Annotated in this window: 14 protein-coding genes and 1 riboswitch; of the genes, 10 read left to right on the forward strand and 4 right to left on the reverse strand. The window is 73.7% G+C overall.

Translation table 11 applies throughout. From position 1 onward, the window contains the following. Window positions 1–170 precede the first annotated feature (170 nt). The 8 genes from KAG51_RS07180 to KAG51_RS07215 all read left to right on the forward strand — a co-directional run bounded on the left by KAG51_RS07180 (window position 171) and on the right by KAG51_RS07215 (window position 9,220). Complete coding sequence (locus KAG51_RS07180; RefSeq protein WP_290582106.1) at window positions 171–1,334, forward strand: acyl-CoA dehydrogenase family protein; 1,164 nt, start codon at window positions 171–173, stop codon at window positions 1,332–1,334. Beyond that, complete coding sequence (locus KAG51_RS07185; RefSeq protein ID WP_290582108.1) at window positions 1,335–2,252, forward strand: VOC family protein; 918 nt, start codon at window positions 1,335–1,337, stop codon at window positions 2,250–2,252. After that, the gene (locus KAG51_RS07190) at window positions 2,249–3,409 is read left to right on the forward strand and encodes an MFS transporter (RefSeq protein ID WP_290582110.1); all 1,161 of its coding nucleotides are present in this window, start codon (window positions 2,249–2,251) and stop codon (window positions 3,407–3,409) included. Before KAG51_RS07185 ends, KAG51_RS07190 begins: the two co-directional genes overlap by 4 nt. 157 nt (window positions 3,410–3,566) lie before the next feature. Further along, the gene (locus KAG51_RS07195; RefSeq protein ID WP_290582112.1) at window positions 3,567–4,421 is read left to right on the forward strand and encodes a hypothetical protein; all 855 of its coding nucleotides are present in this window, start codon (window positions 3,567–3,569) and stop codon (window positions 4,419–4,421) included. Further along, window positions 4,418–5,335 carry a 2-dehydropantoate 2-reductase gene (locus KAG51_RS07200; protein WP_290582114.1) on the forward strand — a complete coding sequence of 306 codons (918 nt, stop codon included), beginning with the start codon at window positions 4,418–4,420 and terminating at the stop codon, window positions 5,333–5,335. Before KAG51_RS07195 ends, KAG51_RS07200 begins: the two co-directional genes overlap by 4 nt. Window positions 5,336–5,359: 24 nt before the next feature. Further along, complete coding sequence (locus KAG51_RS07205; protein WP_290582116.1) at window positions 5,360–6,967, forward strand: thiamine pyrophosphate-binding protein; 1,608 nt, start codon at window positions 5,360–5,362, stop codon at window positions 6,965–6,967. Window positions 6,968–6,998: 31 nt separating this feature from the next. After that, entirely contained in the window at window positions 6,999–7,970 is a 972-nt protein-coding gene (locus KAG51_RS07210; RefSeq protein ID WP_290582118.1) for a carbon-nitrogen hydrolase family protein, read from the forward strand. Window positions 7,971–8,050: 80 nt separating this feature from the next. After that, complete coding sequence (locus KAG51_RS07215; protein ID WP_290582120.1) at window positions 8,051–9,220, forward strand: MFS transporter; 1,170 nt, start codon at window positions 8,051–8,053, stop codon at window positions 9,218–9,220. A gap of 117 nt (window positions 9,221–9,337) precedes the next feature. On the opposite strand, the gene thiD is transcribed toward KAG51_RS07215, so the two are convergent. The 3 genes from thiD to thiM all read right to left on the reverse strand — a co-directional run bounded on the left by thiD (window position 9,338) and on the right by thiM (window position 12,308). Beyond that, window positions 9,338–10,822, reverse strand: coding sequence for a bifunctional hydroxymethylpyrimidine kinase/phosphomethylpyrimidine kinase (gene thiD, locus KAG51_RS07220; RefSeq protein WP_290582122.1), 1,485 nt, complete (start codon window positions 10,820–10,822; stop codon window positions 9,338–9,340). Continuing rightward, window positions 10,819–11,481: a thiamine phosphate synthase gene (thiE, locus tag KAG51_RS07225; protein WP_290582124.1), complete on the reverse strand. Its 663-nt coding sequence runs from the start codon at window positions 11,479–11,481 to the stop codon at window positions 10,819–10,821. The genes thiD and thiE overlap by 4 nt, the downstream gene beginning before the upstream one ends. Beyond that, window positions 11,478–12,308 (reverse strand): hydroxyethylthiazole kinase, encoded by an 831-nt coding sequence (thiM, locus tag KAG51_RS07230; protein WP_290582126.1) that lies wholly within the window; start codon window positions 12,306–12,308, stop codon window positions 11,478–11,480. The genes thiE and thiM overlap by 4 nt, the downstream gene beginning before the upstream one ends. Beyond that, window positions 12,301–12,394: riboswitch (TPP riboswitch) on the reverse strand. It overlaps the preceding gene by 8 nt. A 60-nt stretch (window positions 12,395–12,454) precedes the next feature. Between thiM and KAG51_RS07235 the strand changes: the two genes are divergently transcribed. Next, window positions 12,455–13,114 (forward strand): lysoplasmalogenase, encoded by a 660-nt coding sequence (locus KAG51_RS07235; RefSeq protein WP_290582127.1) that lies wholly within the window; start codon window positions 12,455–12,457, stop codon window positions 13,112–13,114. Continuing rightward, a complete protein-coding gene (locus KAG51_RS07240) occupies window positions 13,111–13,884 on the forward strand; it encodes a lysophospholipid acyltransferase family protein (RefSeq protein ID WP_290582129.1) in 774 nt (257 codons plus the stop codon). Before KAG51_RS07235 ends, KAG51_RS07240 begins: the two co-directional genes overlap by 4 nt. Window positions 13,885–13,887: 3 nt before the next feature. Here the strand turns inward: KAG51_RS07240 and KAG51_RS07245 are convergent, their stop codons facing one another. Beyond that, a complete protein-coding gene (locus KAG51_RS07245) occupies window positions 13,888–14,646 on the reverse strand; it encodes an exonuclease domain-containing protein (RefSeq protein WP_290582131.1) in 759 nt (252 codons plus the stop codon). Between the last annotated feature and the right edge of the window lie 108 nt (window positions 14,647–14,754).

The raw sequence follows: 14,754 nt of genomic DNA on the forward strand, positions 1-14,754 counted from the left end.
GTCCCGGCTCTGGCAATGGCTCACATGGCCCCTCTTCGGCCCCGCCACCCGAGGGATTCACCGCCGTGATCTGCGGTTAACGTCGCGGAAATCTGATGGCGGCATCTAGCCGTCCGGCCCCCGCATGACGCATGATCACTTCTGTCAGACATATAACGAGGAGCGTGTCGATGGACCTGCCCGACCTGCCCGAGGACCAGGACCGCGCCGCCGTGCGGTCGGCCGTGCGTGAGCTGCTGCGCCGCCGGCTGCCACCCGCCCGCGCGCTCGAGCTGGACGCCGCGGGCACGTTCGACCGTGACGTCTGGCAGGCCCTGGCCGACGCCGGGTTCCTGGGTCTAGGGACACCGGAGTACCTCGGGGGCTCGGGCGGAGGCGTCGCCGACGCGCTGGTCGTCGTGGAGGAGGTCGCCCGGGCGCTGCCGAGCCTCGCGGTCGACCTCGTGCTGGCGGGCATGATCGCGCGCACCCTCGGCGACGTCGACCACCCCGACAAGCACGCGTGGCTCGCGGCCGCGGCGAGCGGCGACCTGATCGCCTCGTTCGCCCTCAGCGAGCCCGCCGCGGGCACCGACCTGCTCGCCGCCACGACGACGGCGCGCCTGGACGGCGACCAGTGGGTCCTGAGCGGTCAGAAGGCCTGGATCTCCCTCGCACTGCACGCGGGCCTGGTCTTCGTGCTCGCGCGGACCGACGAGGCGGCCGCGGGTCGGCGCGGCTCGGGGTTCAGCCTGATCGCGGTCGACCCCGACCAGGACGGGGTCACGATCCGGCGGACCCCCATGGCCGGCATGCGTGCGGCCGTGAGCTGCGAGATCTTCCTCGACGGGGCCGTCGCGCCGGCCTCGGCCCTGATCGGTGAGCGCGGCGAGGCGATGCGCCTGCTCGGCGCCACCCTCGACGTCGAGCGGGTCCTCGCGGCCGGCATCAGCCTGGGCATCGCCCACGGCGCCCTCGGCGTCCAGCTGGAGCACGCCCGGAGCCGCGAGGCGTTCGGGCGGCCCATCGGCACGTTCCAGGCGGTGCAGCACCCGGCCGCCGACTCGGCGAGCGAGATCGCGGCGGCCGAGCTCCTGACCCGCACCGCGGCCGACCTGATCGACGCCGGTCAGCGGATCCCCACGCTCACGGCCATGGCGAAGCTGCAGGCCGCCGAGACCACCGCGCGCGTCGTCGACCGGGGCATGCGCGCCATGGGAGCCATGGGCCTGGCCGCCGAGTCGACGATGCAGATGTACTTCCGGGACGCACGCCTGCAGCTGTTCAGCCCGGTCAGCAACGAGATGACCCGCAACATCATCGGACAGGCCCTGGGCCTGGGACGGAGCTACTGAATGTTCGACGGCCTCGACCTCGTGGTCCTGCCCGCGACCGACACCGATCGCCTGGTCGACCTGTACGCCGGCGTCATGGGCTTCACCGTGCTCGACGACGACGCGGACCCCGATCGGGCCTGGGACCGGCTGCTGGACCTGCCGGCCCCCGTCGAGCGTGTCCGGCGGCTCGCCAAGCCCGGCGCCACGGGCGGGGCCCTGGTGCTGCTGGAGGTCGCGGGTCTGGACGACGTCGGCGCGCCCGGCGCGCCCGCGCGCCGCGGTCCGTACGCGCTGGACTTCTTCGCCCGCGACAGCGACGACCTCGAACGGCGCCTCGAGGAGGCGGGGTGGACGTTCACGTCCGAGCCGGTCGACTACTCCCTGCCCGGGACCGACATCCCCGTGCGCGAGCGCATGCTCGTCCAGGGCGTGTCCGGTCTGCTCCACGCGATCGTGCAGCACCGGCCGATGGGCACCCGGTCGGTGCTGGGTCAGGTCGAGCACGAGCAGTGCAGCGAGGTCGTGGCGGCGGTCTGCCTGGCGCCCGAGCTCGACGCCGCCCGCGCGTTCGCCGCCGAGGCGCTCGGCGGTCGCGAGTACCTGCGCGGCGACTTCGCCGGGCCCGAGGTTGAACGGATGCTGGCGATGCACCCGGGCGAGGCGCTCGACGGGGCACTGTTTCGCGGACCGACCTCGGCCAACGCCCGCCTGGAGTTCGCGTGGCGCCACACCGCCACCCCGGCCGACCCCGTGGCGACGCCGCGCGTCGTCCTCGGCCTGCAGGTCGAGGACCTGCACCTCGCCGACTCCTGGTCCGCGCACGGCACGGGCGGCGAGATCGTGGCGCTGCGCCTCGGCGACACCCAGCACGAGGCCCGCACCTTCGTGTCCCGCTACGACACGACCTTCCTGCTGCTGACGCCCGCACGACGGTGAGCGGCCCGCGGGCCCTCGCGGCCACGAGCGGGTTGCTGCTGCTGACGATGCTCGCCAGCATGACGCCGACCCCGCTCTACCCGGCGTACCGCGAGCAGTGGGGCCTGGACGACACCCAGGTCAGCTGGATCTTCGCGGGCTACCCGGTCGGCGTCATGATCGTGCTGGTCGTGCTGGGTGGCCTGTCGGACCGGATCGGTCGGGTCCCGACGCTGCGCGCCGGCGCCGCCCTGCTCATCGCGGCCCTGACGATCCTGGCCGTCGCCCCGTCGCTCGAGGTGCTCGTCGCCGGGCGCGTCGTCCAGGGCATGGCGACCGGGCTCATCACGGGCGCCGGTGCCGCCGCCCTGATGGACCTGCACCCGCGCGGGGCCCGCGCCGGCACGGCCCGCAACACCCTCCTGCTCGCCTGCGGGATCGCGCTCGGCCCGCTGCTGGCCGGGCAGGCGACCACCCACCTGCCCGGGCCGCTCGTCGCGCCGTTCGCGGTCGTCATCGCGTTGCTGCTGGTGCCGTTCGCGGCGCTCGTGCCCCGGGTCCCCCGCCCCGCGGGCGACCCGGCGGACACCGGGCCGGCGCGGCTCGTGCGGACGATCCGGGTCCCGCGCACGATCCTGCGCCCGTTCGTGACCGCGGCGCTCTCGGTCGCGAGCACCAACGTGACGTTCGCGGTCCTCGGGGGCTTCGGGCCCGAGGTCATCGCCGCGACCGACAGCACGAGCCCCACCGTCGTCGGCGGCTACGTCTCGGCGGTCCTCGTCGTGGTCGCGGCGACCCAGGTGGCCGCCCGAGGTCGGGCCCCGGCCACGTGCATGCAGGTCGGCGCGGCGGCCACGGCGGCGGGCTGGGGGCTGGGCGCGTGGGCCACCTCGACCGGGTCCGGCCCGCTGATCGCCGCGACCGTGCCGCTGCTGGGGGTCGGCGCGGGCCTCGGCCTGTACGCCTCGGCGGCCCACATCGCCCTGGCCGCTCCCGTGGCACGACGCGCCGAGGTGTACTCGGCGTACCTGCTGGCGGCGTTCGCCGCCCTCGCCACCGCGGCCCTGGGACTGGGCGCGGTCGTCGACGCGGCGGGCATCGTGACCGCCACCGTCACGACGACCGCGATCAGCGCCGCACTGCTGCTCCTGATCGTCCCCCTGGCGTCGCGCCGATAGGTATGTTTTCCAGACATATAAAAGGAAAATCAGGCGACCACGTCAACGATCGACGGAGTTTCACCAGATTTAACAAGGGACCATTGCCCCGACCGCCCCGATCTCTTAATGTCAGACAAAACGAGACACGCGCCACACCGAGATCGAGGAGCACGGCATGGAGATCAGGCACACCGCAGAGATGGAGTGGGAGAACGGCCTCGACGTCGTCAACGCCATGACCCCGGAGTTCCGGGACCACCTCGGCCCCGCCGACCAGATCCCCGAGACGTACGTCAAGTACGAGCAGAAGACCCTGACGATCGACCCCGAGACGACGTTCCGCGGCGACCTGATCAACCTCCGCCCGGGGTACGCCGACCTGACCGACGCCTACCACGACTCGGTCGAGGAGTGCTTCTACCTCTCCGGCGACAACCACCTCACCGGTGACGGCGACTACGAGGGCGGCCACTACTTCTGGCGTCCGCCAGGCATCGTGCACAGCGCCAGCACCCGGGAGGGCTTCTCCGGACTGCTCTTCCTCGAGGGTAAGAGCGAGGGCGATCACAGCGACTACGCCTCGCGGCGCATCCGCCCGCTCGAGGAGGCCGGCCAGTGCGTGACCGAGCCGGACTGGGACACCGCGATGGGCAGCCGCGGCTGGGTCCGCCTCAACACCCGCAACGTCCCGTGGGTCGAGGGCGTGCACTGGGCGCGCACCCAGGGCGACACCGCACTGCTGGACATCGAGCACCTCCAGGTCAAGGTCCTGTCCCACAACTACGCCACGGGCGCACAGTCGATCATGATCCGGCTCGAGCCCGGCTACCGGCAACAGGGCCCTCTCGCGCTCGACAGCCGCTTCTACGGCTTCGTCCTGTCGGGCTCGTTCACGGTCGGCGACGAGACGCTGTCCGAGGGCTCGTTCCTGCAGACCGAGGCCGGCGAGGCGACCGCCGGGTGGGCCAGCGCCGAGGGGGCGACGATGTTCGCCAAGCTCACGGGCTTCCTAGGCGCCACGTCCGCATGACCCGTCTCCTCGTCGTGGGCCTCGGGGCGATCGGCGGCTACGCCGCCGCGGTCCTGAGCGCCCACGGCGCCGACGTCCACGTCCTGGCCCGGGGCCGCACGCTCGACGTGGTCCGCCGCGAGGGCCTGCGCATCACCGGCGGCCCCGACGCCGTGACGGCACACCCGACGGTGTGGGGCGACCTCGACGACGCCGGACCGTTCGACGTGGTCCTCATCGCGACGAAGGCGCACGACACGGCGGCCGCCGTGGCGGCCGTGCGCGACCACCTGGCCCCCGACCCCCTGGTCCTGGCGCTGCAGAACGGCGTCGGTCGGGGCGCGGTCGTCAGCTCGCTGCTCGGGCGCGACGTCGGGCTCGACGGGGTCGTCTACCTCGAGGCCCGCATGGAGGAGCCCGGGGTCGTGACGTTCCTCAGCGGCGCCCGCCGCTTCGAGATCGGCGACCCCACGCACGACGTGGCGCAGCGCGCCGAACCACTGGCGCGCGTCCTGAGCGCCTCGGGCCTGCACGCCGTCGCGTCCGCGGACCCCCACACCGCCGCCTGGCGCAAGCTCGTGCTCGTCGCGACCGCCAACTCCATGACGGGCGCGACCCGCGAGCGGTTCGGCGCGCTGATCGCCGACGACGAGGGCCGCGAGGTGGCCCGGACCCTGCTGGCCGAGGGGGTCGCGGTCGCGGCGGCCGACGGCGCCGACCTCGGCCCGGACTTCGCCACCGAGGCCTTCGACTTCCTCGTCGAGGTGGGCCCGTCGCTGCGCTCCTCAATGCTCCACGACGTCGAGCGGGGGCGCCGGACCGAGGTCGACGCGCTCAACGGCGACGTCGTCCGGCGGGGAGCGGCGCTCGGCGTGCCCACCCCCGCGCACCGGGTCATGCACCTCGTGCTCGGCGGCGTGTCCGCCCGACCCTGACCATCGCCCACCCCGGAGGCCCCCATGCACGTCCACGAAGCCATCGCCCACGCGCTCGCCGACGAGGGGGTCGACACGATGTTCGGCCTGATGGGGGACGCGAACCTGTTCCTCAGCGACAGCTTCGCGCGCCGTCACGGCCGCTTCATCGCCGTGGCGCACGAGGCCGGAGCAGTGCTGGCCGCCTCCGGGTTCTCCCGCGCCGGCGGCCGCGTCGGGGTCGCCACCGTGACGCACGGCCCCGCGGTCACCAACATCGTGACGCCGCTCGTGGAGGCCGTGCGCTCGCGCACGCCGATCGTCGTGGTCGCGGGCGACACACCCTTCACCGATCGCGACGGACTGCAGAACATCGACCAGCGCAGCGTGATCGCCCCCACCGGGGCGGGGTTCGAGCAGCTGCGCTCCGCCGCGACCCTCGCGACCGACGTCCATCGCGCGTTCCGCCGCGCCCGCACCGAGCGCCGTCCGATCGTGCTCAACGTCCCGGTCGACCTGCAGTGGCAGGAGACCGAGTACGTCCCGGCCGCGCGGCTCGACGTCGTGGCGCAGCCCGCCCACCCCGGCGAGGAGACGCTGGACGCGGCCCTGGGCGTCATCGCCTCGGCCCGTCGTCCGGTCGTGCTGGCCGGGCTCGGCGTGCGGCGGTCCGGGGCGCGAGACGCGGTGCTCGACCTGGCACGACGGATCGGCGCACCCGTCGCGACGACCCTCAAGGCCCGCGGCCTGTACGCGGGCGAGCCGGAGGACCTCGGCATCTTCGGCACGCTCTCGGACGAGCGCACGACCGACGTGCTCGGCCAGACCGACTGCGTCATCGTGTTCGGCGCTGCGCTCACGAAGTGGACGACGGCCGAGGGCGCCCTGCTCGACGGGCGCCGGGTGGTCCACGTCGACACCGATGCGACGGCCCTCAACGAGCACGTCGCGGTCGACGTGCCCGTCGTCGGCGACGCGGGCACGCTGGCCGCGCAGATGCGGCGCCTGCTCGACGAGGCCGAGATCGCGCCCACCGGCTTCGCCGACCGGCTCCCGCCCGTGGCCGAGGTGGCACCGGGCCCGGTGCTGACGTCCAGCGGCACGCTCCACCTGCACCACGTGCTGCACCGGCTCGATGCCGAGCTGCCCGCCCGTCGTCACCTCACGCTCGACTGCGGCCGGTACTTCTTCCATGCCGCACCGATCGTCGACACCGGCCGCGACGGGTACTACCTGCACACCGTCGAGTTCGGCTCGATCGGTCTCGGCCTGGGGACCGCGCTCGGCGTCGCCGCGGTCGACCCCGGGTCGGCCTCGATCCTGATCTGCGGCGACGGCGGCTTCATGCTGGGCGGGCTCACCGAGTTCAACACCGCCGTGCGCCACGGGCTCGACGTCGTCGTGGTGGTCCTCAACGACGGGGCCTACGGAGCCGAGCACATCCAGTTCGTCGACCGCGGGCTGGACCCGGGCATGTCGGAGTTCGACTGGCCCGAGCTCGCCGACGTCGCGACGGCGCTCGGGGGCACCGGATTCGCGGTCCACACCGACGCCGACCTGACCACCGCGCTGGTCGGCATCGAGGAGCGCACGGGGCCGGTCCTGGTCAACATCCACCTCGACCCGCACGGCATCACCTCGGCGCCCCACTGAGGCGAAGCACCACCTACGCGAAGGAGAGACCATGTCCACCACGTTCACCGTCGCCGCCGCCCACGCGGCACCCGTCCTGCTCGATCGCGACGCCACGATCGACAAGGCGTGCGCCCTGATCGCCGAGGCCGGCGGGAAGGGGGTCCAGCTGCTCGTGTTCCCCGAGGTCTTCGTGCCCGGCTTCCCCTACTGGATCAACCTGTACGCGCCGCTGGACCAGTTCGGCCTGAACCTGCGCTACCGCGAGGCCTCGGTCGAGGTCCCCGGCCCCGAGATCGCGCGCGTCCGGGCGGCCGCCCGGGAGGCCGGGGTCAACGTCGTGCTCGGCGTGTCCGAGCGCGACGGCGGCACCCTCTACAACACGCAGGTGCACATCGACGAGCACGGCGAGCTGCTCGGCAAGCACCGCAAGCTCCAGCCGACGTACGCCGAGCGCTACGTCTGGGGCCAGGGCGATGGCTCGACGCTGAGCGTCTTCGACACCCGGCTCGGTCGCGTCGGCGGGCTCGCGTGCTGGGAGCACACGATGAACCTGGCGCGCCAGGCCCTCATCGTCCAGGGCGAGCAGATCCACGCGGCGAGCTGGCCCAGCCTGTCGACCCAGCGCGGCATGGAGGACTCCTTCGACCTGCAGGTCGAGGCGATGTCGCGCACCCACGCGCTGACCGGCCAGTGCTTCGTCATCGTCGCCCAGAACCCCTGGACCCAGGAGATGGTCGACGTCATGGAGTCCGAGCTCGGGCCCCAGGACATCCAGCCCGCCGGCGGCGGCTGGTCGGCGATCATCCACCCCACCGGCACCGACGTCGTGCCGCCGCACACCGGGCTGGAGGAGAAGCTCCTCATCGCCGAGATCGACCTGGCCGACATCCAGTTCCTCAACCTGCTGATCGACGGCAAGGGGCACTACGCCCGCCGCGAGGTGCTGCGGCTGTGGATCGACGACGAGCCGAAGGACGCCGTCGTCGAGCGCGGCACGATCCCCGGCGAGGCCGACCGCTGAGCAGCCGTCGACCCGCACCGCCACGGCGCTGACGGCCGGGGGACACTGGACCCGTCGAGCCGCACGCCGGAGGGAGCCCGATGGGTCGCGTCGCGTGGACAGCGCTGCTCGCGAACTCCGTGCTCGTGCAGGCCGTCACGTTCCTGCTGCGCCCGGCCAGCACGTACCAGGCGATCGCCCTCGACGTGCCCGGCGGTGCGCTCGGGGCCATCGGGGCGACGTTCGCGATCGTGCCGCTGCTGCTCGCGATCCCGGTCGGGAGCCTGGTCGACCGGCTCGGCGAGAAGCGCCTCATGATCGGCGGCGCGGTGCTGATGATCGCGGCCTCGACCGTGTTCCTGACCGCGACCGAGTCGGTCGCGGGGCTCGTGGTCGCCAATGCGCTGCTCGGGGCGGCGCACCTGGCGTGCGTCATCGGCCAGCAGTCGCTCGTGGCCAACACCGCGCCCCCGGGACAGCTCGACGCTCGGTTCGGCTACTACACGTTCATGGCCTCGCTGGGCCAGGCCGCGGGCCCCAGCCTGATCGGTGCCGTCGCGGGCACCTCGGTGCAGCCCGACACCCGGCCGATCTTCGTGGTCGCCGTCGCGATGAGCGCCGCGATGCTCGCGACCTCGGTACTCGTGCCCCTGCACCGCCGGTCCGCGGCCGACCGGGCCGAGGCCCGCGGTGGCCTGGTGGGTCTGCTCCGCACGCCGGGCCTGGGCCGCGCGCTGACGACGAGCGCGATCATCCTCGCCGCCGTCGACCTGACACTCGTGTACCTGCCGGCCCTCGGCGCCGAACGGGGACTGACGGCGGCCACGGTCGGCGCGCTCCTGACCGTGCGGGCGGTCTTCTCGATGGCGTCACGCCTCCTGCTGGGACGGTTGTCGGCCTGGCTGGGACGCACCCGCCTGATGGCGACGTCGATCGTCGCGACGGCCGGTGCACTGGTGCTCTGCGCCGCGCCGCTGCCGCTGCCGCTGCTGCTCGTCGTCGTGGCCGTGCTCGGTCTGGGGCTCGGCGTCGGGCAGCCGCTCACGATGTCCTGGCTCACCGAGCAGGCGCCGCCGGCCCGGCGGGGTCAGGCGCTGTCGCTGCGCCTGGCCGGCAACCGCATCGGCCAGGTCGTGATCCCGACGGCGCTGGGCGTCGCCGCTCTCGGCACGGGCGCCCCGGGCGTGCTCGCCGCCACGGGCATCACGGTGGGCGCCTCGGGCCTGCTCCTGCGCGGCTTCAGCATCGACCGCCCCGATCCCCCCACCTGAGGAACGCTCGCGAGAGACTTTGTTGGTGGTCACGAGCGATTTTGTTGGTGGTCATGAGCGACTTCGTGCCAACAAAGTCTCTCCTGTGTACCAACAAACTCTCTCGCGAGCGGAACCTCAGGTGGGGGGCGTGAGGGCGGCGGCGAAGAACGCGCGCTCGTGGTGGGCCGAGGTGGCGAAGGCCTGCCACATGCGGTCGCGGACCTCGGGCGTCGTGGCCGGGTCGGCGGCGACGCGGTCGGTGATCGCGCGGGCCCGTGCGGCCGCCACGGCGAACGCCGGGTCGCCGTAGGTCAGGAGCCAGTCGCGATACGGATGGTCGTCGGTCACGGCGGCCGCCAGACGGGCCCCGATGTCGGCGTACATCCAGTAGCACGGCAGCACCGCTGCGACCGCCTCGGCGTAGCCGCTCTCGGCGGCGCGGCGCAGGTGGTCGACGTACGCGACGGTGGCCGGTGCCGGATCGACTCGACCACCTCCGGTCCACTGCTGGTGCAGGCGGAGCTCCTCCTCCAGGCACTCGGCGGACCCCGCCGCCCAGAACGCCGCCTCCGCCGGATCGTCGGCGAGCTCGGCGGTGCGGGCGAGCACCTCGGCGTAGGCGTGCAGGTACTCCGCGTCCTGCGCGAGGTACCAGCCGAAGGCCTCGCGGGGCAGGCTTCCCGCGGCCAGGCCCGCGACGAACGGATCGGCGTCGGTGCCGTCGCGAACCTCCTCGATCTGTTCCCACCAGTCCGACGTGACGCGCGTGACGACGCCCCCGCGGTCCCACAGACCGGCGAAGTGGCTGACCGGCCCATGACCCTGACCCACCTCGAGTGCCGCCCCGTGCCGCAGGCTCTCGGTGAGCCACTGCTTCGCCCGGTCGACGCTCGCGAACCAGTCCCCACCCCCGCCGAGGACCGCTGCCCCCTGCCACGTCGCCACGGCCGACGACAGCGAGCATCCCGTGCCATGGGTCGCGCGCGTGTCGACCCGCGGCGCCGCGAGCGGACGGACCGTGTCCGGCGCTGCGGCGTCGACCAGCGCGTCGTGCACGAGGTCGCCCTGGAGGTGCCCGCCCTTGGCCAGCACCGCGACGCCGTAGCGCTCGGAGACGGCCAGCGCCTGCGCGACGACGCCGTCCCACGTCGCGGCCGGATCCTGACCCGCGAGGACTGCCAGCTCGGGCACGTTCGGGGTGATCAGGTCGGCCGCCGGCAGGAGGTCACGCACGGCCTGCTCGGCCTCGGCGGCGAGCAGGCGGTCACCGCTCGTCGCCACCATGACCGGGTCGAGCACGACGACGGGCGGCCGCACGCGCTCCAGCCACGCACGGACCACCTCGATCGTGGGGACCTCGCCGAGCATCCCGATCTTGACCGCGTCGATCACGACGTCGTCGCTCACGGCCTCGAGCTGCTGCCGCAGGAAGTCCGCCGGGGGCGTGTGGACTGTCCGGACGCCCTGGGTGTTCTGCGCGACGAGCGCTGTCACGACGGCCATGCCGTAGCCGCCGTTCGCCGCGATGCTCTTGAGGTCGGCCTGAATGCCGGCACCTCCGGTCGGGTCGGTCCCGGCGATCGAGAGAACCCGCGGCACGGCGGGACGGTTCGAGGTCATGCGGAGGTTCCTCTCCAGGCAGTGGCGTAGGACCGAGCAGCGGCGGCCGGGTCAGGCGCACCGCAGATACCGGAGACGACCGCGAGCCCGGCGAGCCCGGACCCCCGAAGCGCTCGCGCGTCCGCGACCGTGATGCCGCCGATCGCCACGGCCGGCACGGGCGAGAGCGCGACCCGCGTCCGCATCCCGTCGATCCCGAGGGGCTCGGGCGCATCGGGCTTGGTCGCGGTGCCGCGCAGCGCGCCGATGCCGACGTGGTCGACGACCTCCGGGTCGACTGCCCCGAGCTCGGCCGGGGTCGCGGCGCTCAGGCCGAGCAGGGCTGACGGGCCGATCGCGGCCCGCACGTCGGCGGGCGGGTCGTCGTCCTGGCCCACGTGCACCCCCGCCACGGCGATCCCGTCGGCCCGCGCCGCGAGGAAGGCCTCGACGTCGTCGTTGACGACGAGGGGCACCTGAGCGGGCAGCACGGCAGCCACGCTCCCGAGGGTCTCCAGCAGCTGCTGGGTCGTCGCGCGCTTCTCCCGGACCTGCACGACCGTGACGCCGCCCGCGACCGCCGCGGTCACGACCTGCGCGAGCGTGTGCCCGGCCGCCGCGGCCACCGCGGTGTCGGTCACGAGGTAGAGCGACAGGTCGGGCGTCGCGCGAGTCGTCACGAGAGCCGGGCGCGGACCCGCAGGTCATCGCCCGAGACGGAGGCCAGGGCATCCAGGAACCCCACCGCGAAGGACCCGGGGCCCGCTGCGCGGGCCGCCGCCAGCTCGGCCGCGACGGTGTAGGTCGTCACGGCGGCGACCGTGGCGACGAACGGGTCGTCGGACTCGGCGGCGAAGGCCGCCATGACCGCACCCAGGGCGCAGCCGCCACCTGTGACCTTGGTCAGCAGCACATCGCCATTGGCGACTCGCGCGGTGCGCGCGCCGTCGGTCACCAGGTCGACCGGGCCGGACACCGCCACGACGGCACCCGTCGTCCCGGCGAGCCGGGTCGCGACCTCGGCGGCGGCATCGACCTCGTCGAGCGCGTCGACCCCGCGACCACCCGCGCCTGCCTCGGCGAGCGCGAGCACCTCGGAGGCGTTGCCGCGCACGACGGTGGGCCGGGCGTCGCGCAGCCGGTGGGCCAGCTCGGTGCGGACGGGCAGCGCCCCGATGGCCACCGGGTCCAGGACCCACGGCGTGCCGGCCTCCCCCGCGGACGCCACGGCCGCCTCGATCGCGGCGCGCTGCTCGGCGTGCGGCGTGCCCAGGTTCACGAGCAGTCCCCCGGCGACACCCGCGAACATCCCGGACTCCTCCGGGATGTCGACCATGGCCGGCGCGGCACCCACCGCGAGCAGCGCATTGGCCGTGAAGTTCACGACCACGTCGTTGGTCAGGCAGTGCACGAGCGGGCCCGTGGCCCGCAGCCGGTCGAGCGCCTCGATCACGGACCCGAGCAGGTCGGTGTCGGACGGGTGGGCGGTGGTCGAGGACGACGTCATCGCAGGACATCCCTTCGCTAGTGCGAGCTAGAGCAGGTTGTGCGGGTGTGTTCTCAGCCCCGAGCGGGGCACCCCGTGTCTGGTCGTCAGGCTAGCCGACCGTCGGGCTCCCGGAGCACGGGGCCCGGGCGCACTACCGTGGACCCATGCATGGGGTCCGGGTGCCGTGGTGGCCGCTGTTCGGTGTCGTGGCGGTGACGCACGTCGTGTTGCTGGCGGGCGGGGTCACCCCCTGGGACAGCATCACCAAGTGCCTGGCGGCTCCCCTCCTGATCGGGTGGGTGCTGACCAGCGGGGCGCCTCGGATCCTCGCCCTGGCCCTCGCGTTCTGCCTGGGTGGTGACGCGTTCCTGGAGATCGACGGGATGTTCCTGGCCGGAATGGCTTCCTTCGCCCTGGCCCACGTCTGCTTCATCTCCTGGTTCGTGCGCCACGACGCGCTGAGCCGCCTGCGCGCGCGACCAGCCGTGGCGATCGGCCTGGTCGGTGCCGCCGCGATCCTCGTCGCGCTCGTCTGGGGCGGGATCGACGACCCGGTCGTGCGGGCCGTGCTGCCCCTCTACGCCCTGCTGCTGTCGGGCACCGCGGCCACCGCGATCGTGACCGAGCGCCTGGCCGGCCTCGGTGCCGTGCTCTTCCTGGTCTCGGACGCCCTGATCGCTCTGACCGAGTTCGACCGCCTGGCGACGACGGCCGCGAGCCAGGTCGCGATCATGGTGCTCTACCTCGCCGCGATCGCGCTGCTCACGGCCGGCGGCGCGCGACTCGCCCAGGCCCCCGCGCCGACCCCCGCCCCGGCATCGTGACGGACGCACCGGTCGCCTCGGACCGGGTCTACCGCGCCGTGGTCGGCGCCGTGGCTGCGCTGTTTCGCCTGCAGGGCTACCGCTTCGACGTGCAGGGCACCGAGCACCTGCCCGCCGAGGGCGCCGCCGTGCTCGCGGCGAACCACAACAGCCTGCTCGACTTCACGCTCGTGGGACGCGCGGCCCGCCCGCGCGGCCGGCTCGTGCGCTTCATGGCGAAGCGATCGCTGTTCGGTCGCGGACCGGTCGGCTGGGCCATGCGCCGCATGGGTCACATCCCGGTCGACCGCGCCTCGGGGGCCGTGGCCTACCGCCGCGCCCGTCGGTGGCTGGAGCGCGGCGACGTCGTCGGCGTGTTCCCCGAGGCGACGATCAGCCGGTCGTGGCTGGTCAAGCCGCTGCGCCGCGGGGCCGCCGCGCTCGCCCTCGAGACCGGCACACCGCTCGTGCCGGTGGTGACGTGGGGCGGACACCGGATCCTCACGGTCGACGGCCACCGCAGCCTGCGCCGCCGGATCCCGGTGACGATCCGCGTCGGCACGGCCCTGGACCCCCGGCCCGGGGAGAGCGTCGCCGCGCTCACCGAGCGCCTCCACGAGGCCCTGTCGAGCCTGCTCGCGACGGCGATGGACGCCTATCCCGAGACACCGCGCGATGACGAGGACCGCTGGTGGCTGCCGCACGATCGCGGCGGCACGGCACCCGATCCGGAGACCGCCCACGCACTCGACGTGGCTGCGGTGCAGCGGATCGGCGACAGCCTGGAGTAGCGCTCAGGCGCTGCGCTGGTCGCGGACGGCCGAGGCGAGAGGCCAGCCCGCCGGGTCGTCGAGACCGCGGCCGTGGTCGATGGCCCACCGGTTCCAGCTCTCGGCCTTGGCCGAGAACCACCGCTGCTGCTGCGCCATGAGCTGACGCGCCGTGAGGTCGGCGAGCTCGAGGTGGCGGTCGGCCTGGACACGAGCCACCTCGAGGGCCGCGCGGGCGTCGGCCTGCGCGTCGTGCGCCGCGTCGAGCCGGACCCCCAGCCGCTCCGCGACGTCGACCAACCGGCGCTGGCCCCGGCGCCTGGGCGCCAGGCCCCAGTCGACGAGGTAGGGGTCGACGACCACGAGGCGCCACCAGTCGGGCTCGGTGACTCCGTGGCGCCGGCACTCGGCCGCGAGCATCGTGAGGTCGTAGGAGGCGTTGAACACCACGAGCGGGACGCCGCGGTCGATCAGGCGGTCGACCCAGCGCGCCACGACCGCGATGGCGACGACCGAGGAGGGTGCGCCACGCAGGGCGCCGGCATCGAGGCCGTGGATCGAGGACGCGGCCGGCGGAACGGGCACCCCCGGGTCGACCAGGCCCTGGTGTGCGTCCTCGTCGGTCAGCAGCGCGAAGCTGACGACCCGGTCGCGCAGCGGGTCGACGCCCGTCGTCTCGAAGTCGAGCGCGGCCAGCGGCCCGTCGTGCCAGCGTCGATCGGCCCCCGGGGCCGAAGCCCGCGCTGCGAATCCTGCCAACCCTGCGATTCCTGCGTGTTCCATCGCGCCTCCCACGTGTGGGCGTCACGCTAGTGCGCGGCACCGACAGGTCCGGGCCGACACGCACCGCGAGCGGACGGCAAAACTGGTACGGTTGTCCAACTAACTTCG

The sequence above is a fragment of the Aeromicrobium sp. genome, from assembly GCF_023146395.1.
Classification (GTDB): Bacteria; Actinomycetota; Actinomycetes; order Propionibacteriales; family Nocardioidaceae; genus Aeromicrobium.

What these genes read in the sequence shown, in the direction of transcription:
- KAG51_RS07180 (WP_290582106.1), top strand. Translation starts at nt 171, where the DNA reads ATGGACCTGCCCGACCTGCCCGAGGACCAGGACCGCGCCGCCGTGCGG.
- thiM (WP_290582126.1), bottom strand. Translation starts at nt 12,308, where the DNA reads ATGACGTCGTCCTCGACCACCGCCCACCCGTCCGACACCGACCTGCTC.
- KAG51_RS07245 (WP_290582131.1), bottom strand. Translation starts at nt 14,646, where the DNA reads ATGGAACACGCAGGAATCGCAGGGTTGGCAGGATTCGCAGCGCGGGCT.
- thiD (WP_290582122.1), bottom strand. Translation starts at nt 10,822, where the DNA reads ATGACCTCGAACCGTCCCGCCGTGCCGCGGGTTCTCTCGATCGCCGGG.
- KAG51_RS07185 (WP_290582108.1), top strand. Translation starts at nt 1,335, where the DNA reads ATGTTCGACGGCCTCGACCTCGTGGTCCTGCCCGCGACCGACACCGAT.
- KAG51_RS07200 (WP_290582114.1), top strand. Translation starts at nt 4,418, where the DNA reads ATGACCCGTCTCCTCGTCGTGGGCCTCGGGGCGATCGGCGGCTACGCC.
- KAG51_RS07235 (WP_290582127.1), top strand. Translation starts at nt 12,455, where the DNA reads ATGCATGGGGTCCGGGTGCCGTGGTGGCCGCTGTTCGGTGTCGTGGCG.
- KAG51_RS07195 (WP_290582112.1), top strand. Translation starts at nt 3,567, where the DNA reads ATGGAGATCAGGCACACCGCAGAGATGGAGTGGGAGAACGGCCTCGAC.
- KAG51_RS07210 (WP_290582118.1), top strand. Translation starts at nt 6,999, where the DNA reads ATGTCCACCACGTTCACCGTCGCCGCCGCCCACGCGGCACCCGTCCTG.
- KAG51_RS07205 (WP_290582116.1), top strand. Translation starts at nt 5,360, where the DNA reads ATGCACGTCCACGAAGCCATCGCCCACGCGCTCGCCGACGAGGGGGTC.
- KAG51_RS07215 (WP_290582120.1), top strand. Translation starts at nt 8,051, where the DNA reads ATGGGTCGCGTCGCGTGGACAGCGCTGCTCGCGAACTCCGTGCTCGTG.